The following is a 22,927-nucleotide window of genomic DNA, read 5'->3' as shown; positions in this document are numbered from 1 at the left end:
TAATTAAATAGGCTACCTCAACGGTAGCCTTGCTGGGGGTATTATACAATTAGATTTGTCAGCCTCGTTGTGATTCGTTTCATAGAATAATATAAATACATAAGCTTTGCTGCAGTCCGTTACCATAAAAAGCTAGGAAGTATAGCTGCTGTTGGGGTGTAAAAGCAAAACCCCAACTGAATCAAGACCGATTCAATTGGGGTTTAGAAAACTCGCTCTGCCTTATCCAGAAGGGGAAGCGTAAGTACCTTTAGTCAGCTTTAGGCAGTTAGCAAGTGAGGTTGTAGCTGGGCTAAATGCATAGAAGAATCACGGAGGCGTAGCTCAGGCTTCAGGACAATGGGCGGGGGGGCATATTGGGGGCCACGCTTACAGAGCTGCAAAAACAAGCGCACGGCCGTTTCGCCCATCTGCTCGGCCCGCTGATCGACGGCCGTGAGGCGGGGAGTGGTCATAGTGGTGAAAGGCTCGTTGCTGAAGCAAGCCAGCGCAATCTCCTGGGGTACCCGAACGCCGCGCTCATGCAGCACCTCTAGGGCGCCAGCCGTGGGAATGGCGTAGGCGGCAAACACCGCATCAGGCGGCTGGGCCAGGCTAAGCAAATGCTGCATGCCCTCGCGGCCCGACTCCTGGCTGAGAGCTGGGAGCGAGAACACCAAGTTATCGTCGTCGAGGGGCAGGCCGTGGGCGCGAAGGGCCTCAGCGTAGCCCAAGTATCGATTGCGGCTGGTATTAAGGTGCTGAGGACCAGCTAAGTGAGCAATGCGGGTGCAGCCCTGCTCAATAAGATGGGTAACAGCCTGATAAGCACCTGCAAAATCGTCGAGCACTACGCCCGTGCTGCCGGGAAGCTCAGGCATCCGGTCGAAGAAGACGAGCGGAGTGCCTTGCTGTCGAACCTGCTCGAAGTGGTCCATCTCGCTGTGAGTAGTGGCCGAAACCGACACCAAAATACCTTCAACCTGCGCTGAAAGGAGCGTTTCTACGTTGCGGCGCTCCCGGCGCACATCCTCGTTCGACTCGCACAGCAGCAGGTTGTAGCCGGCCTTGCTAGCTACCATCTCAATGCCGTGCATAACTGCCGGAAAAAAGTAGCCTTTTATGTGCGGTACGATTACGCCCAAGGTGCCGCTACGCCCTTTGCGCAGGGCGGACGCCAACTGATTGGGGCGGTAGTTGAGTTCTTGTGCCAATTGCCGCACTCGGGCTTTGGTGGCCTCACCGATGTCTTTTTTGTCGGCTAGGGCCCGCGACACGGTAGCAACTGAGAGGTTCAGGGCCTTGGCTATATCTATGATGGAGACGCGCTTGGGGGAAGTTGACATGGGTTGCTTTACTACGATGTAGAAGGAAGGCAATTAGGTAGTCAGTAGCACGGGCAAGCAAAATATATGGCTATCTTACCAGTGTATATACACGAATACGAGGAACGATAAAAGGTAACCCAACACCGTCTCATATTCATTGCTTGTACAAATGTGCTATGTTTTTGGAAGGGTAGGCTAAGTAAATGATATATTTTTAGCAGCTTCTACCTAATATTGTATAGGCTGTTTGTTACAAGTTACATTTGTTTTAGTAAATTGCCATCGAATCCAACAGTGGTACTCAGCAATAACAATTTGATAATACGGTGAGCTAATAACTCGCTATTGGTAGTAGCTTTTCGCGGTAGTATAGGGGCTTTGCCTACTTATGCCAGCCGTGCTAAGCTGCCCCAAGCCGGAGTAGGGGTGGGACTTGATTCTCCGGCATTGGGATATGAAAAGGGCGTTCCGGGTGGGGCGCCTTTTTTTATGCCCGTATTTTTCTGCTGGTCAATCCTTTAGTTGATTGTTTTCTTAGTCCGAAGGCGCTGAAGGAATACAGTTTAGGCGAGAATTTGTTGTCTGCATCGTCTGAAAAACTAAAGATCAACGAGCAAATTGCCCAACAGGTAAGACCATTATATGTAAAATGACCTGAGTATGGACTGCCTTCAGTAACGATAGTGCTTGTCCTAACCGCGCCGCCGAATCAGCTTCGCGGGCCTGCTGTTCGTAAAACCTCCCATATAGCAATTAATCAATTCATTTCATGAAGCTCGAACACAACACGATTCTCCTCACCGGCGGGGGCTCTGGTATTGGGCTGGCCCTGGCTCAGCGTTTCCGCGATGCGGGCAGCGAAGTCATTATTTGCGGACGGCGAGCCGATAAGCTGCGGGAGGCGCAGGAGAAAGTGCCCGGCTTGCACATCTACGAGTGCGACCTTGCCCAGGCCACCGACCGCGCCGAGCTGGTCCGCAAGGTGCTGGCCGATTTCCCTAAACTGAACGTGCTCATCAACAACGCTGGCATTCAGAACCGTTTTCAGCTCGCCGATTTGCCCCCCAGCCTCGATGCCTGGGAAAAGCAGCACCAGGAAATAGCCATCAACTTCGACGCGCCTATTCACTTGGCCGCTTTGCTGATTCCGCACCTGCGCCAGCAAACCAATCCGGTCATTATCAATGTGTCGTCGGGGCTGGCGTTTGCGCCGATGGCTATAGCACCCATTTACTGCGCCACGAAGGCAGCTCTGCATTCCTTCACGCTGGCCTTGCGCCAGCAGATGCGCGCGGAGGGAATTGACGTGCTCGAAATCGTGCCGCCGGCCGTGAATACTGACTTGGGTGGACCGGGCTTGCATAACTGGGCTGTGCCGGTAGATGAGTTTGCCGACAGCATCATGGCCCGCTTAGCTGGCGGAGAGCAAGAGGTCGGCTACGGCACCTCGGAAAGCATCCGGCAAGCCTCGCGGGCTGAGCTGGACGCCCGATTCCAGCAGATGAATAGTCATTAAGCTAGCACACCATAAAAAAGCCCCCCAGTCATTCGCTGGGGGGGCTTTTTTGCATAAATAAGGAAGCTGAAATCAGTTAAGCCTGTGAAGATGCCACTTGTAAATCGGTGCTGACGGGTACTTCAGCTAGCTCCGCCAGCAGCTTGCGCACATCGGCTACGCCGCCTACACAATAGCGGGCCGCTGAGTGCACGCCGCCACCTACTTTTATGGAGTACGCGCTAGAAGGCAGACCTCGAAAAATGTCTTCATCGGTGCGGTCATCGCCGATGGCCAAGATGAACTCTGGCGCGCTAGGTTCAAGCCAGCGTAGGGCAGCAGTGCCTTTATTGACGCCGATGCTCTTAATCTCCAGTGCCTTATTGCCTTCCAGTACCTGCAAATCGGTATTGGAAGTCATGAACGAGAGATGGCTGAGCAGGTCGCGTGCCCGGACTTCTCCTAGTGCCTTATCGGCGCGGCGATAGTGCCAAACCAGAGAGTATTCCTTCTCTTCAATGAACGAGCCTGCGGTACGACTAACGTATTGCTGCAGCAGCGCCAAAAACTCGCTTTTCCAGTCGGAGCGCATTTCCTGAAACAGTCGCCACTCTTCGCCGGCCCGTCGCAGCCAGACGCCGTGCTCGGCAACAAAATCTAGGGCTAAGTGACCCAGCCACTCTTCCAACGTGGTGCGGTCACGGCCGCTGATCACGACAACTTGGTTCTGCGGATTGGAGGCCAGCTTGCCCAGCACTTCCAGTAGCTCCTCGTCGGGCTTGGCCTGCTGGGGGTTGTTGTGGAAGCCTACCAGCGTGCCGCCGTAGTCTAGGAGCAGAAGTCGGCGCGGTGCGGCTTGATATTCCTCGCGCATTTGAGCGGTGGCTTCTTCGCCCAATGACTCGGTGCCCAAAGTCAGCTGCTTGATTTTGCTGTAGGCTAACCGGTTCATAAACAGCTCCGTCCAGGCAAATACATCGTACTGCTGCACGATGGCCTGAAGGTGACTCATCCGGCTGATTTGCTCTTCGGGGGGCATTTGTAGGGCCTGGTGCATGGCGTCTACCATTTGGCCCGTGGCGGTCGGATTGATCAGCAGAGCATCGGACAACTCTTGGGCAGCGCCGGCTCGCTCGCTTAATATCAGTACACCCTTCAAGTCGGCTTTACATGCAATGTACTCCTTGGCTACCAGGTTCATACCGTCGCGGACGGGCGTTACCAGCGCTACGTCGGCCATGCGGTACAGGGCCGTTAGCTCCTCGAATGGCAAGGAGCGGTAAAAGTATAGAATCGGCGTCCAGCTGATGGTGCCGTACTGGGAATTGATGCGGCCCACTAGCTCATCGACTTCCACTTTTAAGGCTTGATATTGGGCCACTTGGTCGCGGGAAGGGACCACCAACATTAACAGGCTGACTTGCTCGCGCCACTCCGGATGGCGCTGCAACAGCTCCTCGAAAGCCTGCAGCCGCTGTGGAATGCCTTTGGTGTAGTCGAGCCGGTCAATAGACAGAATCATGCGCACGTCGCGGAGAGCAGCTCGGTAGGTTTGCATGTGGGCGCTGGCCGCTTCGGAGGCTGCCGTTTCGGCGTAGCGCTGGTAGTCGATGCCCATCGGGAAGGCGTCGACCAGCACAATGCGGCTGGGCGTCTCGATCTGGCCGTTTTGGTTGGGTAGCCCGAGGATATTGGAAACAGCGCTCAAAAAATGGCGCATGTAGTTGAATGTGTGAAAGCCCAGCAAATCGGCCCCCAGCATGCCTTGCAGCAATTCTGCCCCCCAGGGCAGCACCCGAATCAGCTCGTAGGAAGGAAACGGAATGTGCAGGAAGAAGCCAATGGTGGCCGTAGGCCGCGCCCGGCGCAGCATCTGCGGCAAGAGCAGCAACTGGTAGTCGTGCACCCAGATGGTGTCGTCGGGGCCGACTAGCTCCAGCAGCGCGTCGCAGAACTTTTGATTTACCGCTACATATGCCTCCCAATGGGCCTCCTCGTAGGTGGCGTACTGGCTGAAGTAGTGAAAGGTAGGCCAGAGGGTAGAGTTGCTGAAGCCTTCGTAAAAGTCCCGGATTTCGGCCTCCGTCAGAAACACGGGCGCCATGCTGTCGTCGCGCAGCTGCTCGGTGATGTGCCGCTGCTCGGCCTGGGATTCAACAAATAAACCCGGCCAGCCCACCCATAGGTTGTCGTCGGCCCGGTAGATGGAGCCTAAGCCCGTAGCCAGGCCGCCTTCGCTGGGCTGAAAAGTGAGGCCTGCGGTGGTGCGCTGCACTTTGGTTGGCAGGCGGTTGGAGACAATAATCGTTCTGGCCATTGCTTAAAACGCATAAAAAAGCCCCCACTAGGAGAACAGTACCGGTTTGAAAACTGGATTGTATAACGTGTCTTCACTGCCCGCGGCCGGACAGCAACTACGGATTTTCGGGCGCTTTTGCGAGTTAGCTTGTCCGTATTAGTACGGGATTGGCAGTTGGCTTCAGCAAGGTTATCGTGCTTCATTACGGTGTCAGCGCCTAATAGGCCATAAATTCCTTTTACGTAGTTGGCTTTTTGCATCAAGCTCAACTATAACCCCCGTTGGCCTAAAGCGGTAAAAAGGCGCTATTCAATAGATCTAATCAATATAGGCCGGTCCGCACGGCGCCTGTTATCGGCCGGTATTCACAAATCAACTTCATAAATAAATAGGTTGCTCAACTCAGAAGTGAGCTAGTACACTAGTGTTAGTTTGTTTTGCCGGTGGGCAGCGCGAAGGAGAGAGGAAGTAATGAAGAAAGAGGAGATTTTCTTAGGTGACTGGCAACGGATTTTGCTAGGCAACGCCCCGGTGGAGTTTTTGGTGGAAGTGGTGCTGCGCACGGTGATAATATACTTGGCGCTCCTGCTTACGATGCGCATTATGGGCAAGCGCATGAACGCCCAGCTCACGATTACCGAACTCTCGGTGATGATTATGCTGGGGGGCATTGTGTCGGTGCCCATGCAGATTCCGGAGCGCGGACTGCTGCACGGCATCCTGATTCTGGGGTGTATTCTGGTCTTGTTTAGGAGCATCAACTGGCTAGCTTACCGGTACCGGCGCGTGGAGCTGCTGGCCCAAGGCGAGCTACAGATAATAGTAGCGGATGGCGTGCTCGACCGGGAGCAGATGATAACGGCTCATCTTTCCCGCGAACAGCTTTTTGCCAGCCTGCGGGCCCAGAAGATTCAGCACCTGGGCGAGCTGAAGCGCGTGTACTTGGAAGCGAATGGCGAGTTCAGCGTGTATCAGCAAAAGCCCCCCAGACCAGGGTTATCTATTCTGCCCGAGAAGGATAGCGTGATTCACGGGGCCGAGCATCAGGAGCAAGACCTGCAAGCCTGCCTGCAATGCGGCTACACCACGCCAGAGCCAGATACCCAAAAGCAGTCGGCAGCGTGCCCTAAGTGCGGTTGCCCCGATTGGACCTATGCTATTACCTCAGAACCTGCTGCCGTATGAAGCCCGAAGAAATTCAACTGACCGACTGGCTGCGCATTTTCGTGGGTGAGGTGCCCGCCAGCTTTTATATCGAAGCCGTTATCCGCATTGTGTTTATCTACCTGTTGCTGCTGGTTTCCATGCGGCTGATGGGTAACCGGATGGGCTCTATGCTGACGCGTAATGAAATGATTGCCCTCGTGTCGCTGGCCGCGGCCAATGGCGTGGCACTGATGGCGCCCGATCGGGGCCTGCTGCCGGTGGTAGTTATTGCCGCCGTCATTATTGGCTACCAACACTTGATTGGCCGCTGGGCAATGCGCAATAAAAAGTTTGAGAGCACGGTGCTGGATGATGTGGCTGTTCTCGTGGAAGATGGCCGCATTCAGCTGGACAGATTGGAGCAAAGCGTGCTGCCCCAGGAGCGGCTATTTTCGCGGCTACGAACCGAAGGCATTGATAATCTGGGGGCGGTGCAGCGCGTGTATCAGGAGGCCAATGGCGCCTTTTCCATCCTCACGTTCGACGAGCCTCAGGCCGGCTTGTCCATTCTGCCCGTGCAGGATGCGGCGTTCAGAGCAGAACAGCAGAAGGCCGAGGGCTGCTTTGCCTGCGCCCGCTGTGGCAATGTAGTTGAAAGCCCCCGCAAGCCCGAAACGAGCTGTGAGCGATGCGCCGTCCAGCAGTGGGAGCAGGCAGTAATTGGCTTGGACTAAGCTGGATGGGGGCAAATCTGACTACCGGCTAGCTTTCAGATTTGCCCCCCACCCAGCTTAGCAGCGCTTATTTTACCAAGCCGCTTTGCATGGCATACTTGATAAGCGCGGCCGTATTCTTAGCATTGGTTTTCTCGATGATATTCTGACGGTGGGTCTCGATGGTGCGCTTGCTGGAGAAGACCTTGTCGGCTATTTCCTGGTTGGTGAGGCCGGTGGCAATCAACTGCAATATTTCCCGCTCCCGAACCGACAGGTTGCATACCGCTTCCTGCTCCGTGTCAGGCGTATGGTTCCCAATGGCTAATACCTTGCGCAGCATGCTCAGCCCTAGCTCACTACTCAAATATTGCTTGCCTATAGCTACGGCATGAACGGCTGCTATTAATTCCCTTCTGTCGCAGTTTTTAAGAACGTAGCCGTCGGCTCCGGCATCTAGCACCTGCCCGATGGCGTGCTCTTGCTCAAGCATAGACAGCATAAGGATGCGCACCCCAGGAAAGTGCGTGCGCAGTTGGCTGGTAGTGGCCAAGCCGTCGAGCACGGGCATATGCATATCCAGGAGCACCACGTCGGTGGGAGTGGTGGGAAGCTGGTCGAGCAGCTCTTGCCCATTAGCAGCCTCGCCCACGATTATTAAGTCAGAATTGCCCCCCAGAATAGCCCGTAGCCCATCGCGCATAACTTTGTGGTCATCAACTAAAAATATGCGAATCATGGTTTCAGGTGTTAGAACAGGCGGAAATAAGAAGAAGGTACAGAAGGAAGCTAAGTTCCAAAGGGCTCAAAAACTTAGAACAATACAGGTAGGGGCTGGAGTCGGGGCAAGTGTCACGTAAATCCGCCTCAAAACCGAAGCTGGTCAGGACGATAAGTATGAATTAATGGATAGTATTGAATCTGCAAAATAGCAATCAGCAAATGAAGCTGGCAAGCAATTCCGCGGTCAAAATCAAGACGCTGGCGACGCGCTGATGGGTATCTCGATCGTAAAGGTGCTGCCTTTTCCCTCTGTGCTAGCCACGCTAATGGTACCCTGATGCCGCTCCACAATAAACTTACACAGGGATAAGCCCAAGCCCGTGCTGAACTCGCCGCGCAAACCAGGCCGGCCGGCAGGAGTAAATCGTTGGAATAGTTTAGGTTGTAATGCCTCAGGAATGCCAATGCCTTCGTCAGTTACCTCAATGCGTACACAATCGGAGCAGGGCGTTAGGCTTACCACAATGTGGCCTTCTTCGGGTGTAAACTTGAGCGCGTTACTAACTAAGTTAGAAATTACCTGACTGAGCTTATTGGCATCTACCTCGGCATAAACCGGCTCTTCGGGCAGGTTGCAGGTCAGCATCCGACGGTCCTGTTTCGGGGCCCGCTGGAAGGGCTCCAAGCATTGCCGTACCTTTTCCCGCAAGTCTACTCGCTCACGCTTAAGCGGGACTTCCGTCGATTCGAAGAATTCCTGGTCTACCAAGCTGCGAATCAGGGCTACGCCCTCCTCGCTAGTACGGGTCATCAGGGCCAGCATCTCCGGCACCTTAGGGTTGGTTTGGGGGCCCATCTCTTCATGCACAAACTCCGTTAGCTGCTGCAACAGCACAAAGGAACCGGCCAGATCGTGGGAGAGAATCTCCAACGTTGTATTCTTTTTGCTGCTAAACTTCTCTGTGTACTCCTTATTACGCCTGTTTACACTAATGTCGTGCAGGGTGCCACCCAGCCACACGTGGCCTTGCTCATCTTGACGCCAGTGCGGGGTAAGGCAGAGCCACTGGTCGGGCTGGCCGCTGCGAACTAGCTGAAGATCTATTTCTTCATTCAGGGCGCCTTTTTGCCATAGCCGCCACAGGCTGTCTAGTACAGGAAGATGATCGGGGTGGAGGAGGGCCAGCAAGGCAGGCAACTCATCATCGATATTGGTACAATTCCCCTGGAGCACCTGCTCGTACGCCTCATTCACGAAAACGACCCGCTGGGCCGTCAGGTCGTAGATAAAATGGATATGCGGGCTGGCTTTCGCCTGGTCCAGAAAGAACTCGGCGGCAGTTGGCATCGCAGGAAGCTTTATTATTAGAGTAACTACTGCGATATACCCTTTATCGTCGTGTTAAGTTCGGAAGCTCCTCTGCTAGCCAGGAAGTTAAAGGCTAATAAACCAGCTTGTTTCACGAAGAACCTCTACTCAGGATGCCCAGGTCTAACCTTTTAAACAACGCATTTATATTTTATTGCGCCAATGCATCACTGGCCCAACCCATTGAGAAGGACTAAGAAGCTAGTGAAAGGCGGTAGCGACGCAAGAGTTGGCATCTTGTCGTTGAACGATCATATTCGCGCTTATCAAAACAACATCAGCAACAGCGAGACTCCAACTCTTACGTCGCTACCTCAATTATGATAATAGGCAGGCAGATTAGCCACGCAACTGCTAGGTATTAACCCGGATCGAGGCGTTGAGTTGAGAGGAAATGAGTGTGTTGAGGAAAAAATACGATTGAGAAATTACGGATTTATCCCCCACGCAAACCCGTAGTAAACCGGGAGCAAACGGGGGCAGAAAGCGGTTTGTTTGAGGGTCAGTAGGGTGTATTCCTTTGAAGGTCTGCCGCCCAGAAGCACTTCTCTTTGATACCTGCTTTTTCCGTCAACAGTCAAGAAATCAACACGTCTACAGAATTACTTTTATGCCTACTTCCTATCAGCCTACCTTCATGGGTAAGGCCCAGGTCACTTCGGTATTTCCTATCAACCTCGATACGGAGGATGCGAAGCAACTGGCTCGCTACCTGGCCCGGCAGCCTAAGAAAACCCGTCCTCAATTTGTAGTCGATTGCAGCAAGCTAAAGTGCCTGCGTACGCTCGGTGTCAGCCATGTAATATCACAGCTGCTCGTACTGCATCAAAGCGGCGCTAGCATCTGGCTGCGCAATACGGATCCGGTACTGAAGCGTTGCCTACATGTGCTACGCCTCGACTCGCTGTTTCACATAACTGAGCAGAGCAAAACTGCAGTTTCATAACTGGCAATCTCAGTGAACACTTTATTCATGTGTAGCACGGTGTAGGCGCTCCTGCCACTGTAAGAAGAGGCGCTTCTCTCTGGTGAAGAGGAAAGATATAGCAGAGAAATGCATAGGAATTTCCGGCTATTATATCTACATTATTGTATGTTTAATGCTTAGTCTGTCCGCCTGTATTTTATAGGTTGAGGGAATGGCAATAAGGCATAGAGGGCAGCACTTATGCAATCAGGTTTAACCATTTACGTAGGCGGACACAGTGCAGGCACGAGCTTGAGCTTGCACGGTAACTGCACGGGAGCCACCGAAGCGGCTCATCTTAAGCAGATAATAGCCCAGGTGATTACGCTAGGCAGCAGCGCCCTCTGGATTGACTGCCAACATGTGGCGTCCATTTCTACGCAGGGGCAGCAAGCTATTCTGCATGTGGAGCAACAGGCGGCCCTCACGCATCTGCCAGTGTATTGGTGCGGCTTCTCCGAGCAGCTTATTCAGGAGCTTTCCGCCTCGGGCCTATACGGTATTCTGCGCAGTATGCCCGCCAGCGCCTACCAAGGCCCCGACAACGTGCGCGAAGGCAAGACCATGCCCTTTACTGCCTAGCAGCTTTCTGGGCCTGAGTGTTCACTGGCCGGTTTTGGTAAGGTTGACGTATGCTAGAAAGCCACGTCGTTGCGTACGTATGCCTTAGTCTTCTCTAATGAGCCTTCGAATTCCTTATCCCCAGCTACAGCAAGAGCTGAAGCGGGTACTGCTCTCGCTTCCTTTTACCGAAGATAAAGCGGAGCACTGCGCCACCATTTTTGCCCAAAACAGCCGCGACGGGGTATATACCCACGGTCTCAACCGGTTCCCAACCTTTGTGCAGGCCGTGCAAAAAGGCCTCGTGCACCCAGCAGCCGAGCCCGAATGTCTGGAGCAGACCGGGGCGCTGGAGCGTTGGGACGGAAAGCTAGCACCAGGTATGTATAGCGCCTGGGTGTGTATGGAGCGGGCAATTGCCTTGGCGCGGGAGCATGGCATCGGCTGCGTGGCGCTGCGCAATACCAACCACTGGATGCGCGGTGGCACCTACGGCTGGCAGGCAGCCGATGCCGGCTGCGTGGGTATTTGCTTCACCAACACCATTGCCAACGTCACGCCCTGGGGCGGCTCGGGGGCCCGACTCGGTAACAACCCGCTGGTCATTGCCGTGCCGCGCGGCGAAAAGCCCCCCATCGTGCTGGACATGGCCATATCGCAGTATTCTTACGGCAAGCTCAGCACGTACGCGGCCCGGCAAGAGCCCTTACCAGTACCCGGCGGCTACGATAAGCAGGGCCAACTCACAACGAATGCTGCCGACATTATAGCCTCAGAGCGGGGCTTACCCATTGGCTTCTGGAAAGGCTCCGGCCTATCCTTGGTGCTCGACGTGCTGCTAACGGCGCTCAGCGGCGGCCGCTCCACGGCGGTCATCACCGAGAGTGGGGCCGAGTCGGGCGTATCGCAGTGCTTTATTGCCCTACAGCAGCCTGACATGCACGCTTCCCTGATCGAAGAAATTCTGCGCTTCACCAAAAGCGGCGAGCCGTCGGCGCCCGGCGAGCAGGTATTCTACCCCGGCGAGCAGTCATTCGCCACCCGCCAGGATAATCTGGCGCATGGCATTCCGGTGGAAGAAGACATCTGGCAGCAGGTGCAGCAAATGTGAAGTTATTTGGCTGTTTAAAAGGCGGTCATGCAGAGCAGAGCGAAGCATCTCGCTCGCTTCGTTAAGTTACCATTGCAACGAAGCGAGCGAGATGCTTCGCTACCGCTCTGCATGACCGCCTTTCATTATGAAGCAGCGCTCGCTGTTAAGCTGGCTGCTGTAGCTGCTCGTGCGGCTCATTCCAGGCTCGGAAAGTCATAGCTGGATTGCTTTGCTGAATGGTGTTGATGGTCCACTGGCTTTCGGCTAGAAACACGGGCTCGCCGTCGCGGTCGTAGGCAATGCTGTTGCCGCGGCGGGTGATAAACTGCCGAAGCGTTTCGGGCGTGTCTGCCTCTAGCCAGTACGCCTTATATACGGACAAAGGGCGGAAGGTACAGCGCGCCCCGTACTCGTGCTCCAAGCGGAAGGTTAGCACATCGAACTGTAGCTCGCCCACCGTACCGATGATCTTGCGATTGCCCTGCTTTTGGATAAACAACTGGGCCACGCCTTCTTCCGTCAGCTCCCGGATGCCTTTTTCCAGCTGCTTGGTTTTCATAGGGTCCTCATTGACCAGTTCGCGCAGGATTTCGGGCGCGAAGCGCGGAATGCCCTGGAAAAACAGGTCTTCGCCCTCCGATAGCGAGTCGCCGATGGCAAACTGCCCGCTGTCGTAAAGGCCGACGATGTCGCCGGGCCAAGCTTCTTCCACCAGGCTTTTATCGTTGGCCATAAAGGTGGTGGGGTTGGCAAAGCGTAGCTTGCGGCCCAGCCGGGTGTGGGTGTAAAAGGTGTTGCGCTCGAAGCGACCCGACACGATGCGCACGAAGGCAATCCGGTCGCGGTGGCGGGGGTCTAGGTTGGCGTGAATCTTAAATACAAAGCCCGTGAAGGCAGCCTCTGTAGCGGGCACGAAGCGCGATGTAGCTGGCTGACCGCTGGGGGCCGGCGCCAGTTCCACAAATGTGTCGAGCAGCTCTTGCACGCCGAAGTTGTTGCTGGCGCTGCCAAAAAACACGGGCGCCAGCTCGCCTTGCCGGTAGGCTGCTTTGTCGAGCGGATCGTAAATGCCCTCCACCAGCTCTACATCCTCACGCAGCTGCCGCACGTCGCCGGGGGGCAAATGCTTTTCTAGCTCCGGTGCGTGTAGGTCGCGGATGGCTACTACGTTCTCGGCCCGCGTGGTTTTAGTGGTACGAAACAGGTTCAGCTCCTGGCTATACAAATTGTACACACCCTGAAACGTACGCCCCTGATTGATAGGCCAGGTAAGGGGCCGCACGCGAATTTGCAGGCTTTCCTCTAGCTCATCAAGCAAGTCAAAGGCGGGCTTGCCTTCGCGGTCGAGCTTGTTGACAAAGATCATCACCGGCGTCTTGCGCAGGCGGCATACTTGCATCAGGCGCCGAGTTTGCTCTTCCACGCCCTTCACGCTGTCGACCACCAGAATTACGCTGTCCACAGCCGACAAGGTGCGGTAGGTATCCTCGGCAAAGTCCTTGTGACCGGGCGTATCCAGAATCGTGACCTTGTAGCCCTGGTACTCGAAGCCCATGACGGAAGTAGCCACGGAAATGCCCCGCTGCCGTTCGATTTCCATAAAATCGGAGGTGGCAGACTTCTGGGCTTTATTGGATTTGACCGCGCCAGCCGTTTGGATGGCGCCACCAAAGAGGAGGAATTTTTCGGTTAGTGTGGTCTTGCCCGCGTCAGGGTGGGAGATGATAGCAAAGGTGCGGCGTCGGGCAATTTCAGCGGTAGCGGACATAAATGGGAATAAGCGGAAAGCAAAAATTGGTACTGGTACCAATAGAACCCGCCAAGTTAACCATTAGTGCAGCTTTCTTCCCCAACTAACCGCGACGTTTTCACCAAACAGCTGTTGTCGCCAGCTAAAACGCGTGCGGAGACACTAGACTTAGCGTCTCCGCACGCGTGCTATTCGAGCTTTGTTTATGCCATTATTTAAACCCATTCCTTAGCTGGCTTAAAGATTTTCCGCCCCGGTAGTGCGCTGCTGGTCATCCTGATTTGATTCATCGGTTGGGTTGCGACTATTCAAACCGATATTCCGGGTTTGGCTTTCATCGGGGCGGTCGTAGTCGCCACCACCGTAGCCGCCTGTAAAGGGGTTGGAATCGGGAATTGCGCGGTCGGAAGGATCTTCGCGGCCACCGCTGCTACCTACGCCTCCGCGGATGCCGCTTTCGTCGTAGCCGCGGTCCTGGTCGCCATTGAAGCCTGCTCGGCCCATGCCCTGACCATGGCCCACGTCACCATAGCTAGCATCGAAGCCACTGGCCCCATGGCGGCGCTGGTTGTCGAAGTCGGAGCCCTGGGGGGCATTTATTCCGTCGCCCACTTGCCCCGGAGTGCGGGTGGGCGCCTGGTCGCTGGTGTCAACGGCATTTAGGGGAGTGCGGGGCATCTCGCGTGGGTCGCCCCCGGTGTTGAAACCAGAGCCCTGATCTGAGCCGAGTTGGGCCGGGTCGTTAGGTAGGTTTTGCTCGTTGTCTGATTGGTCGTGAACAGCCATATATTCGGTGCGGGTTGCGTTTTCTAAACAGTGAAATAGTAACTTTCTGATACTTTGATCTCTAAGAAAAGTTATAGTCGAGCTTGGCCGGTAAGATGGCAAGATGCCTGCTGCGACCGAGCATCAGAACAACGCGAGCTGGCGACTAAAAGCCAAAGTAGTGAGTAAAGTCAGGGGCAGTGTACATTCAATTGGTAATCTCTAGCAATGCCTTTTCATCATGCCAACGGCTAATCTGGAATATCTGAACGCCCCAGCACCGGCTTGGCTTAGTGTGCTGTTTGTGGCCTGCACCTTCTTTACCGGATGGCTGTTGGCGCAGGCTGTTCGCCGAGCCGGTAGTTCTTTAATGTATTACTGGCTGGTTGTTGGCGTGTGGCTTACCATACAGGCGGGGTTGGCGTTGGGTGGCTTTTATCAAACTAATCTGGACGTGCTGCCACCCCGTTTGGCGCAAGGCGCGCTTTTGCCGGCGGTAGCCGTCATAGTAGCCATAGTTTTTACGCCGCAAGGTCGCCGCTACATGGCCCGCCTGCCACTAGCTGATCTCACTGCCATTAGCATAGTGCGGGTAGGCGTTGAAATTGGTTTATATGGCTTGGCAACTGCCCATCTGGTGCCCGAGCTGATGACCTTTTCCGGCCTCAACTTCGATGTTTTCTCAGGTCTAACGGCTCCGGTGGTGGCAAGTTTGTGGCGCACGCAGCGGCTGGGTAGGGGAGGGTTAATTGTCTGGAACGTAGCTGCCCTAGTATTGCTTGCCATTATCGTAACGGTGGCTTTGCTCTCGGCTCCTACTCCGGTCCAGCGGCTCGCTTTTGAGCAGCCCAATGTGGGGGTGCTGCGCTTTCCGTTTGTGTGGCTACCAGCGTTTATTGTGCCGGTCGTGCTGTTCAGCCACATAGCCAGTTTATATCAACTCTTGCGACAGCCTAAGCCAGAGGACGTCAAAGTAATGCATAGTTAATAACTCACAAAAAAGCCCCTCAGCAATCTGCTGGGGGGCTTTTTGTGACTGATTAGCTGAGAAGAACGCCTAGGTCAGCGCCTCGTCCATGGTACGCATCTGAATCTCGATGATGCGGGAGTTGGATGACTGCGTGCAAGCCAGCAGCACGGCGCCGGCTACGTCCTCGGGCTCCAGCATTCCCGATTGGGCTACCTTGTCCTCGGTGCGGCCTTTGCCCAGGGCAAACTCCGTTTTGACGCCGCCGGGGCAAATGGCGCCTACCTTGATGCCGTCGGGGCGCAGCTCTTTGTCCAGGGCCTGGGCAAAGCCTACCTGGGCAAACTTAGTGGCGCAATACACCGCTTCGCCGGCAAAGCCATACACGCCCGCCATCGACGAGAGCATCAGAATGGTGCCCGATTTCTGGGCTTGCATCACGGGCACGGCGTGGCGCGTGAAAAGGAACGTGGTGCGCACGTTCGTGTCCATGAGCTCGTCGTACTCCTCGGCGCTCGTGTCTACCAAGTTCTTGTAGTTGCCGGCGCCGGCATTATTTATCAGGATATCGAGGCGACCAAAGGCGTCGGTGGCGGCTTGTACGGTGCGGCGGGCGGTTTCCTCCTCGCGGGCGTCGCCGGCCACGAACTCCACTTTCACGCCCAGTTGGCGCAGCTCCTCAGCCAAGGTTTCCAGGCGCTCCTCGCGGCGCGCCGTCAGCACTAGGTTGGCTCCTTCTTCTGCCAAGGCCCGAGCGCAGGCTTCGCCGATGCCGGCACTTGCACCCGTAATGAGGGCTACTTTTCCATTGAGTTTTCCTGCCATGATTTTGCTTTTTCTAGGTATTGTAAGGTTGGGTTGAGATAAGAAGCGACTACGCGGAGTCGAAGCTAGATAAACGTAGAGAAGCCAGCAAAGGGCTGACGTAGTAAGCCGCTACTACTGATTATTAATGCTATCACAATCGATTACATAGATTATTTTCTGCGTTAGGGCGCAGATTTGGCTTAAAACCGCTGGTCATAGTTGACAAGCCGCCTACTTTAGTTGCTGGTCAAGCCAGTTGGAAGGTGCTCAAACTAGACACTTTTGAGCATGCGCATTCACCATCTACTACGCGTCGTCAGGGGCCCAGATTACCTCACCGCTGACCATCGTTTCACCCCATCTCACCCAAAGGATGAAGAAATCCCTAATCGTTTATTCCTTGCTAGTCCTGACGGCATGCGGCAAAAGCAGCCAGCAAACTGCCACAGCGCCCACCGCTGCTACTGCCCAGGAAATGCCCCCCAGCACCCCCGAAAACTTCCCTTTTCGTAACCCGGATCTGCCCATCGATCAACGGGTAGACGACTTGGTGGGCCGTCTGACATTGGAGGAAAAGGTGAGCCAGATGCTGAACGCCTCGCCCGCCATCGACCGGCTAGGTATTCCGGCTTACAACTGGTGGAACGAAGCCCTGCACGGCGTGGCCCGCACCAGCATGAAGACGACGGTGTTTCCGCAGGCCATCGGAATGGCGGCTACGTTTAACACCGACGCCATGCTCAGAATGGCCACCATTACTTCCGACGAAGCCCGCGCCGTGCACCACGAGTACGCCCGCCGCGGTGAGCGGGGCATCTACCAAGGCCTCACGTTCTGGACGCCCAACATCAACATCTTCCGCGACCCGCGTTGGGGCCGGGGTCAGGAAACCTACGGCGAAGATCCTTACCTGACCGGGCAGCTGGGCTCAGCGCTGGTAAAAGGATTTCAGGGTGATGACCCGAAGTACTTAAAAGTGACGGCCTGCGCCAAGCACTTTGCCGTGCACAGCGGTCCTGAGCAGTTGCGCCACGTGTTCGACGCCAAAATCAGCGACTATGACTTGTGGGACACGTATCTGCCAGCCTTCCGCGACTTAATTGTAGATGCAAAAGTGGCTAGCGTGATGTGCGCCTACAACGCTTACGCCGGCCAGCCCTGCTGCGGCAGCGACAAGCTGATGAATGAGATTCTCTACGATAAGTGGAAGTTCCAGGGCTACGTCACCTCCGACTGCGACGGCATCAACGACTTCTGGCAAAACCACAAAACCGACCCTGATGCCGCCACTGCCGCCGCCAACGCCGTGCTCCACGGCACCGACCTCGAATGCGCCACGGGCAAGCTGTTTACCTATAACTCCCTGCTGGAATCGGTGCAGCGCAAGCTCATAACCGAGCAGCAGCTGGACGTATCGGTGAAGCGGCTGTATAAGATCCGCTTTCAGCTAGGCATGTTTGACCCGGTGGAGCGCGTGCAATACGCCCAGATTCCGATGAGCGTGGTAGAAAGTGCCCCCCACCAAGCCCACGCCCTACAAATGGCCCACGAATCTTTGGTGCTGCTGAAAAACGAGAAGAACACACTGCCGCTCCGCAAAGACATCAAAAAGCTAGTGGTGCTCGGCCCCAATGCCGACAACGATGCCGTGCAGCTCGGCAACTACAACGGCTTCCCCACTGATAATGTAACCCCGCTCGAAGGCATTCGGGCCAAGGTGGGCAAGAATACAGAAGTAACTTTTGTTCAAGGCGTTGACTACGCCAGTAATATTGTCTACGAAACCTTCGACATCAACAAAAACCTAGCTTTCAACGGCCAGCCCGGCTTCAAAGCGGAGTATTTCAAAGGCACCGAACTGCAAGGTCAGCCCGTAGCAACCGCCCAGGAAGCCGGCCTCGACCGTTACCTGGCCAATGTGAAGATTGAAGTGGTGCCCGGTCTGCCCGCCGAAAACTTCTCTGCCCGCTACACCACCACCTTCACCCCGTCAACGTCGGAGGAACTGGCCTTCCAAATCACTGGAGACGACGGCTACCGCTTATTCATTGACAATAAGCTGGTGCTTGACAACTGGAAAAGCCGCGGCGTCTCGACCACCCAGCACACCCAGAAAGTAGTGGCGGGCCAAAAGATGGAAATCAAGTTAGAATACTTCCAGGCCGACCGTCGTACTATTCTCAAGTTTACCGGCGCCCACATCGTGCCTATGAACGTCAAGAATATTCTGGCTAAAGTGCGCGACGCCGACGCGATTATCTTCGTGGGGGGCATTTCTCCGCGCCTTGAAGGCGAGGAAATGAAGGTAGATGTGGAGGGCTTCAGCGGCGGTGACCGTACCAGCATTGCCTTACCCAAAGTGCAGACCGAATTGCTGAAGGTGCTCAAATCTTCGGGCAAGCCAGTGGTATTCGCCATGATGACAGGCAGCGCATTAGGAGTACCGTGGGAAGCGGCCAACATCCCCGCCATCATCAACTCTTGGTACGGCGGCCAAGCCACCGGCACTGCCCTGGCCGACGTGCTGTTCGGCGACTACAACCCCGCCGGCCGTCTCCCTGTAACCTTTTATCGCTCAGAAAAGCAGCTGCCTGCCTTCGATAACTACAGCATGGAAGGCCGCACCTACCGCTATTTCAAGGACACGCCACTCTACCCATTCGGCCACGGTCTGAGCTACACTACCTTCAAATACAGCGGCCTAAAAACGCCCCCCAGCGCCCCAACGGGCCAGCCAGTAACGCTAAGTGTAGAAGTGCAGAACACTGGCAAGCGCGACGGCGACGAAGTAGTGCAGCTGTACGTGAAGCACCCCAACGCCAAGAGCCGCGTAGCCCTGCATTCCTTGGAAGGTTTTCAGCGCATCAATCTCAAAGCCGGCGAGAAAAAAACGGTGCAGTTTACACTCACGCCCCGGCAGTTATCCTTGTTAAATGAAAAAGCCGAGCGCATGGAGCAAGCTGGCCAAGTGCAGGTTTTCGTAGGCGGCGGCCAGCCGCTAAAGGCGGCACTGGCTGCGAAGCAAGTCTTGCAAGCCAACGTAGCCCTGACGGGTGCCAATGTGATGATTGATTAAATAGGTTAATTAAGCTAGGAAGGCCGCGCCGTCAATTGCTGATGGCGTGGCCTTCCTGGTTGGTAGACGTGTAGAGACGCAACATTTTGCGTCTCGTCATTGAACGGTGATTGGCGCGCTCACTAAACACCATCAGCAACGACGAGACGCAAAATGTTGCGTCTCTACCGCGTTCCGACAGTTGCAACTACTCGCCGGGATGATAGGTCTTCTTGGCGTTCTTGCGGACGTCTTCGGGATAAAACAATACATCCTTGAATTGCATGTCGCTGTACAGGGAGGCCTGATCGGTGAAGTGGGGCGAGTTAGGGTTGTTATTTTGCCCCCCAGCCAGCACCGAGCGTGCTTTGATGCGCGGCCCAAACTCTACCACAGCCACAAAGCTGTTCCCGCCATTACCGTAGCGCTTCTTGGTGTTGGGCTGAGCCTTTGCGCCAAAAGCGGCCAGCGAGCCCCAGGCTGAGGAAGTGAAGGCTACCGGAAAGCTCGGCTTGCTGTCATCATACACTTCCTGAATCTGGCCGGTGAGGCGCTGGAAGCGGTTTACTTCGCCCCAAGGTGTTTTCCAGGTGCCGAAGTCGCGGGTTAGCTCGTCGAGGGTTTCGGCCAGGGTGGTTACTTTCTCCTGGGGCGTCGTTTTATCGATGACTAAAGCGGTGAACGTCAGGTTGTCGAGGCGCTGATCGGGGAGGGCGCGGGTGCGGGCCAGCTTCTGAATGCGCTCTGCCCAGTAGATTGCCAGCGTTTGTCCGACGGAAGTTTTACCGTATTTCTTGTCCCAGGTACGCAGTACCTCAATGGCTTCTGATACCTCCTTCGAGGCAGTGCTGGCCTTGCCGGCTGGGGTTTGATAAGCTGCTACAAGGGCCGGAATCAATTCCTCAAAGCCAGCCAGGTACGGGTCTTTGGCGGCAGCAATGAGGGTGTCGAGCGTGTACAGTTGACGGCGACTCAGCACGCGCACCGCGTTGATGCCGCGGTAGTTTTCCGAGTCAGGAGCCATGTAGGTGGGGTATTTATCCCTGGCCGGACTGCTGGGACCCGACACGGTGAAAGGTGTGGAGTTACAGTTCTGAATCCAGCCGCTGGCGGGATTGAGCACCTGCACCAGTTCGTTTACTTTGTGCAGGCCCTTCCACTCGGTTTGGGGGTTGCTGCCATCTAGGGGGCGGCTCCAGTCGAATTTTGGGTCTCGGATGGGCATGAAGTTGCCATGCCAGTAGGCAATGTTGCCCTTGCTGTCGGCAAACACGGTGTTGTTGGTGGCATTGCCGTTAAGCTTCATCACCTCGTTGAAGCTGGCATAGTCGCTGGCTTTGGTGCGCAGGTACGACTGCTCTAGCGCCTCCAGGGGCGTATCCATCATGCGCACCGTCACCCATTGGTTGTCACTTTGCTGACCTACTACTGGGCCGTGGTGAGTGCGGTAAGTAGTGAATTCCTTGCGCAGCACCTGGTTTCCCTGCCGGTAGGCCAGCGACACTTTCTTTGCTTGCACCGGGCGCCGCTTCTTGCCCACTTTGTAGTAGAATTTGCCGTTTTTCTCCTCAATGGTTTCCAGATACTCATCCATGGAGTCGGCCTGGCTGGAGGTATGCATCCAGCCGCATTTCTCATTAAAGCCCTGATACACAAAAAACTGCCCCCAGGTGACGGCCCCGTAGGCATTGAGCCCGGCTTCGCTCACCATCTGCACTTCGGGCCGAAAGTAGAAGGAGGTGTGCGGATTGATCAGCAGCAGAGCGTGGCCGCTGGCGCTTTTGGCCGGGGCAATAGCAAACCCGTTGGAACCAACCGGTTCGCGGTCGTGCTTCTCAAAGTCGGGGTGCTGCCAGGAAGTGGATTTGCGTTGACTGTAAAATGCCTTCAACCGCTCCAAAGGCACCACGCTGATGTTGCCGCCAATGCTACCTTCGCTAAACATGAGGGGCATCCAGGGCTGATAGCGGGTAAGGACCTTGGGCTTTACGGTGGGGTGGGTGTAGAGATAATAATTGGTGCCGTCGGCGAAGGCGTTCAGCAGTTCCTTCATCCATGGGGGGCTTTTTTGGTAGATGCTGATAGCCTGGGTGCTGTCCATAAACAGGTTGGCCCGCAAGTCACTGTACAAGGCCGCCTCGCCTTCCGCTTCCGCTAAGCGCCCGATGTTGGTGAGGTAATTTTCTTCGACGCGGGCAAAGTCATCCTCGCACTGAGCGTACAGTAAGCCAAACACGGCATCGGCGTCGGTTTTGCCATACACGTGCGGGATTCCCCAGTTATCACGGATGATATTTACCTGCTTGGCTTGCTGCTGCCAGCGTGCTATTTCCTCGGGCTTGAAGGCCTGGGCTTGGGTCCCGAAGCAGGAAACAAAAAGGAACAGAGTGAAAAGGGGACGCTTCATTTTGGGGAGGTAGCGGGTGGAGTGGTCGGAGAGTGCATGGCTGCGGCAAGAGTATGCTAAGGTATAGCGGTAATTGAACTTGCGAAATGCTTCCGGGGACTCATTCTCAGCTCGGCTCCCTGAAGAGAGGGAATGAAGTGAGGTCTGGGGGGCTTTTTTGCGCGTATTAGGTCATGTTACCACCACTGTATACCTTACGGGTCCTCTGCTTTTCCTTACTCCATTGCCCTCCCTGCATGTTGCTTTCGCCTATATCAGTTGATTCAATCCGCGCCGCTTTTCCGGCTTTGCGCGCCCACGCTACTCACCAACCCTACATCTTCTTCGACGGACCGGGCGGCACCCAGATGGCTCAGCAGGCCATCGATGCTATGATGGGCTACATCACCGGTGGCATGGCTAACCTGCACGGTACGTTTGGCACCAGCCGAGCCACGGATGAGCTGCTGGAAGAAGGTCGGCGCGGCGTGGCCGATTTTCTGAATTGCCAGCCCACGGAAGTGGCTTTCGGGCAAAATATGACCTCCCTGGCCTTTGCTATTGCCCGCAGCCTGGGCACGTTTATTCAGCCTGGCGATGAAATCATTGTCACCGAAATTGATCATCGGGCCAACGTAGACCCGTGGGTAACGCTGGCAAAGGACCGGGGCGCGGTAGTCAAGTTCATTCCCGTAAATCCCGAAACCTACACGCTTGAACTCAACCAACTGGACACGCTGATTACGCCCCGCACCAAACTCGTGGCCGTGAACATGTCATCGAACGTGACAGGTACCGTGACGCCAGTGGAAGAAGTGATTCGGCGGGCTAAAGCAGTAAACGCCTTAGTCGCGCTGGATGCCGTGCACGCGGCGCCCCACCTGCCTATCGACTTTCAGGCGTTAGGGGCCGATATTCTATTTTGCTCAGCCTACAAGTTCTTTGGCCCCCACTTGGGTGTAGCAGTGGTGGCGGCAGGGTTATTTGACAAGCTGCCCGTGTACAAATTAGCCCCCGCGCCCGCCCACATCCCCGATAAGCTGGAAACCGGCACTCAAAACCACGAAGCCATTGCCGGGCTGCTGGGGGCGCTGGAGTTTATCCAAACCTTGGGTGTGGGCGCTACGCGCCAAGAACGACTCCGCACGGCTATGGAGGCTATTGATGAGCGCGAGCAGCAGCAGGCAATACGGCTGGAAAAATTCCTGTTGAATTTGCCCCCTGTGCGCCTGTATCGCGCCCCGGCAGGCACGCGCAAGACACCGACCTTAGCCTTTACACTGGAGAGCATCAACTCCCGGGAGGCTGCCGCTTGGTTTGCCGACAACTACAATATGTGTGTCGCCGATGGGCACTTCTACGCCTCTACTATGGCCGACAAACTGCAAGTAAATCAGTCTGGCGGCTGGATTAGAATTGGCCTGGCACCCTACAATACGGATGAGGAAATCGAGCTTTTCAAGACTGCTTTGCTGGCCTTTATCGATACTCACTACAGGTCATAGCAAAAACAAAAAGCAGATG

General features: G+C 55.4%; 17 protein-coding genes. 9 read left to right on the top strand and 8 right to left on the bottom strand.

Annotated elements, in window-relative coordinates; genetic code table 11:
• Positions 1 to 260: 260 nt before the first annotated feature.
• Positions 261 to 1,325 carry a LacI family DNA-binding transcriptional regulator gene (locus tag ACW9KT_RS12075; protein ID WP_457080685.1) on the bottom strand — a complete coding sequence of 355 codons (1,065 nt, stop codon included), beginning with the start codon at positions 1,323 to 1,325 and terminating at the stop codon, positions 261 to 263.
• A 751-nt stretch (positions 1,326 to 2,076) separates the two neighbouring features.
• Between ACW9KT_RS12075 and ACW9KT_RS12070 the strand changes: the two genes are divergently transcribed.
• The gene (locus tag ACW9KT_RS12070; RefSeq protein ID WP_457080683.1) at positions 2,077 to 2,823 is read left to right on the top strand and encodes an SDR family oxidoreductase; all 747 of its coding nucleotides are present in this window, start codon (positions 2,077 to 2,079) and stop codon (positions 2,821 to 2,823) included.
• 76 nt (positions 2,824 to 2,899) lie between these two features.
• On the opposite strand, the gene ACW9KT_RS12065 is transcribed toward ACW9KT_RS12070, so the two are convergent.
• Complete coding sequence (locus ACW9KT_RS12065) at positions 2,900 to 5,119, bottom strand: bifunctional alpha,alpha-trehalose-phosphate synthase (UDP-forming)/trehalose-phosphatase (RefSeq protein ID WP_457080681.1); 2,220 nt, start codon at positions 5,117 to 5,119, stop codon at positions 2,900 to 2,902.
• 453 nt (positions 5,120 to 5,572) lie between these two features.
• Here ACW9KT_RS12065 and ACW9KT_RS12060 point away from each other — a divergent pair, with 453 nt between their 5' ends.
• Both ACW9KT_RS12060 and ACW9KT_RS12055 read left to right on the top strand, forming a co-directional pair.
• Entirely contained in the window at positions 5,573 to 6,286 is a 714-nt protein-coding gene (locus tag ACW9KT_RS12060) for a DUF421 domain-containing protein (protein WP_457080679.1), read from the top strand.
• Positions 6,283 to 6,981, top strand: coding sequence for a DUF421 domain-containing protein (locus ACW9KT_RS12055; RefSeq protein ID WP_457080677.1), 699 nt, complete (start codon positions 6,283 to 6,285; stop codon positions 6,979 to 6,981). Before ACW9KT_RS12060 ends, ACW9KT_RS12055 begins: the two co-directional genes overlap by 4 nt.
• A 67-nt stretch (positions 6,982 to 7,048) precedes the next feature.
• Here the strand turns inward: ACW9KT_RS12055 and ACW9KT_RS12050 are convergent, their stop codons facing one another.
• The gene (locus ACW9KT_RS12050) at positions 7,049 to 7,699 is read right to left on the bottom strand and encodes a response regulator (protein ID WP_457080675.1); all 651 of its coding nucleotides are present in this window, start codon (positions 7,697 to 7,699) and stop codon (positions 7,049 to 7,051) included.
• Between the two features lie 234 nt (positions 7,700 to 7,933).
• A complete protein-coding gene (locus ACW9KT_RS12045) occupies positions 7,934 to 9,031 on the bottom strand; it encodes a sensor histidine kinase (RefSeq protein WP_457080673.1) in 1,098 nt (365 codons plus the stop codon).
• Between the two features lie 631 nt (positions 9,032 to 9,662).
• Here ACW9KT_RS12045 and ACW9KT_RS12040 point away from each other — a divergent pair.
• From ACW9KT_RS12040 to yiaK, 3 genes are all read left to right on the top strand, one after another.
• Positions 9,663 to 9,998: an STAS domain-containing protein gene (locus ACW9KT_RS12040; RefSeq protein WP_457080671.1), complete on the top strand. Its 336-nt coding sequence runs from the start codon at positions 9,663 to 9,665 to the stop codon at positions 9,996 to 9,998.
• A gap of 222 nt (positions 9,999 to 10,220) precedes the next feature.
• A complete protein-coding gene (locus ACW9KT_RS12035) occupies positions 10,221 to 10,601 on the top strand; it encodes a hypothetical protein (protein WP_457080669.1) in 381 nt (126 codons plus the stop codon).
• Between the two features lie 97 nt (positions 10,602 to 10,698).
• On the top strand, positions 10,699 to 11,691 hold the full coding sequence (gene yiaK / locus ACW9KT_RS12030; protein WP_457080667.1) for a 3-dehydro-L-gulonate 2-dehydrogenase: 993 nt from the start codon (positions 10,699 to 10,701) through the stop codon (positions 11,689 to 11,691).
• A gap of 145 nt (positions 11,692 to 11,836) precedes the next feature.
• Here yiaK and ACW9KT_RS12025 read toward each other — a convergent pair whose 3' ends face one another.
• Together ACW9KT_RS12025 and ACW9KT_RS12020 are read right to left on the bottom strand one after the other, a co-directional pair.
• Complete coding sequence (locus ACW9KT_RS12025; RefSeq protein ID WP_457080665.1) at positions 11,837 to 13,441, bottom strand: peptide chain release factor 3; 1,605 nt, start codon at positions 13,439 to 13,441, stop codon at positions 11,837 to 11,839.
• A 219-nt stretch (positions 13,442 to 13,660) separates the two neighbouring features.
• Positions 13,661 to 14,209 carry a hypothetical protein gene (locus ACW9KT_RS12020; RefSeq protein ID WP_457080663.1) on the bottom strand — a complete coding sequence of 183 codons (549 nt, stop codon included), beginning with the start codon at positions 14,207 to 14,209 and terminating at the stop codon, positions 13,661 to 13,663.
• Between the two features lie 220 nt (positions 14,210 to 14,429).
• Here ACW9KT_RS12020 and ACW9KT_RS12015 point away from each other — a divergent pair, with 220 nt between their 5' ends.
• Entirely contained in the window at positions 14,430 to 15,176 is a 747-nt protein-coding gene (locus ACW9KT_RS12015) for a hypothetical protein (protein ID WP_457080661.1), read from the top strand.
• Positions 15,177 to 15,245: 69 nt separating this feature from the next.
• On the opposite strand, the gene ACW9KT_RS12010 is transcribed toward ACW9KT_RS12015, so the two are convergent.
• Entirely contained in the window at positions 15,246 to 15,980 is a 735-nt protein-coding gene (locus ACW9KT_RS12010) for an SDR family oxidoreductase (RefSeq protein WP_457080659.1), read from the bottom strand.
• Positions 15,981 to 16,335: 355 nt separating this feature from the next.
• On the opposite strand from ACW9KT_RS12010, the gene ACW9KT_RS12005 reads away from it, so the two are divergent.
• Positions 16,336 to 19,038: a glycoside hydrolase family 3 C-terminal domain-containing protein gene (locus ACW9KT_RS12005; protein WP_457080657.1), complete on the top strand. Its 2,703-nt coding sequence runs from the start codon at positions 16,336 to 16,338 to the stop codon at positions 19,036 to 19,038.
• Positions 19,039 to 19,225: 187 nt separating this feature from the next.
• Here ACW9KT_RS12005 and ACW9KT_RS12000 read toward each other — a convergent pair whose 3' ends face one another.
• Complete coding sequence (locus ACW9KT_RS12000) at positions 19,226 to 21,424, bottom strand: penicillin acylase family protein (protein ID WP_457080655.1); 2,199 nt, start codon at positions 21,422 to 21,424, stop codon at positions 19,226 to 19,228.
• Between the two features lie 236 nt (positions 21,425 to 21,660).
• Between ACW9KT_RS12000 and ACW9KT_RS11995 the strand changes: the two genes are divergently transcribed.
• On the top strand, positions 21,661 to 22,908 hold the full coding sequence (locus ACW9KT_RS11995) for a cysteine desulfurase-like protein (RefSeq protein WP_457080653.1): 1,248 nt from the start codon (positions 21,661 to 21,663) through the stop codon (positions 22,906 to 22,908).
• The last annotated feature ends 19 nt before the right edge of the window (positions 22,909 to 22,927 follow it).

The organism is Hymenobacter sp. HD11105 (assembly GCF_054051685.1).
This window is presented reverse-complemented; position numbering and strand designations above follow the sequence as displayed.

Coding starts and splice junctions, on each gene's coding strand:
- ACW9KT_RS12050 (WP_457080675.1), bottom strand. CDS start 7,699: ATGATTCGCATATTTTTAGTTGATGACCACAAAGTTATGCGCGATGGG.
- ACW9KT_RS12070 (WP_457080683.1), top strand. CDS start 2,077: ATGAAGCTCGAACACAACACGATTCTCCTCACCGGCGGGGGCTCTGGT.
- ACW9KT_RS12055 (WP_457080677.1), top strand. CDS start 6,283: ATGAAGCCCGAAGAAATTCAACTGACCGACTGGCTGCGCATTTTCGTG.
- ACW9KT_RS12040 (WP_457080671.1), top strand. CDS start 9,663: ATGCCTACTTCCTATCAGCCTACCTTCATGGGTAAGGCCCAGGTCACT.
- ACW9KT_RS12010 (WP_457080659.1), bottom strand. CDS start 15,980: ATGGCAGGAAAACTCAATGGAAAAGTAGCCCTCATTACGGGTGCAAGT.
- ACW9KT_RS12035 (WP_457080669.1), top strand. CDS start 10,221: ATGCAATCAGGTTTAACCATTTACGTAGGCGGACACAGTGCAGGCACG.
- ACW9KT_RS12005 (WP_457080657.1), top strand. CDS start 16,336: ATGAAGAAATCCCTAATCGTTTATTCCTTGCTAGTCCTGACGGCATGC.
- ACW9KT_RS12015 (WP_457080661.1), top strand. CDS start 14,430: ATGCCAACGGCTAATCTGGAATATCTGAACGCCCCAGCACCGGCTTGG.
- ACW9KT_RS12060 (WP_457080679.1), top strand. CDS start 5,573: ATGAAGAAAGAGGAGATTTTCTTAGGTGACTGGCAACGGATTTTGCTA.
- ACW9KT_RS12025 (WP_457080665.1), bottom strand. CDS start 13,441: ATGTCCGCTACCGCTGAAATTGCCCGACGCCGCACCTTTGCTATCATC.
- ACW9KT_RS12065 (WP_457080681.1), bottom strand. CDS start 5,119: ATGGCCAGAACGATTATTGTCTCCAACCGCCTGCCAACCAAAGTGCAG.
- ACW9KT_RS12045 (WP_457080673.1), bottom strand. CDS start 9,031: ATGCCAACTGCCGCCGAGTTCTTTCTGGACCAGGCGAAAGCCAGCCCG.
- ACW9KT_RS12000 (WP_457080655.1), bottom strand. CDS start 21,424: ATGAAGCGTCCCCTTTTCACTCTGTTCCTTTTTGTTTCCTGCTTCGGG.
- ACW9KT_RS12075 (WP_457080685.1), bottom strand. CDS start 1,325: ATGTCAACTTCCCCCAAGCGCGTCTCCATCATAGATATAGCCAAGGCC.
- ACW9KT_RS11995 (WP_457080653.1), top strand. CDS start 21,661: ATGTTGCTTTCGCCTATATCAGTTGATTCAATCCGCGCCGCTTTTCCG.
- ACW9KT_RS12020 (WP_457080663.1), bottom strand. CDS start 14,209: ATGGCTGTTCACGACCAATCAGACAACGAGCAAAACCTACCTAACGAC.
- yiaK (WP_457080667.1), top strand. CDS start 10,699: ATGAGCCTTCGAATTCCTTATCCCCAGCTACAGCAAGAGCTGAAGCGG.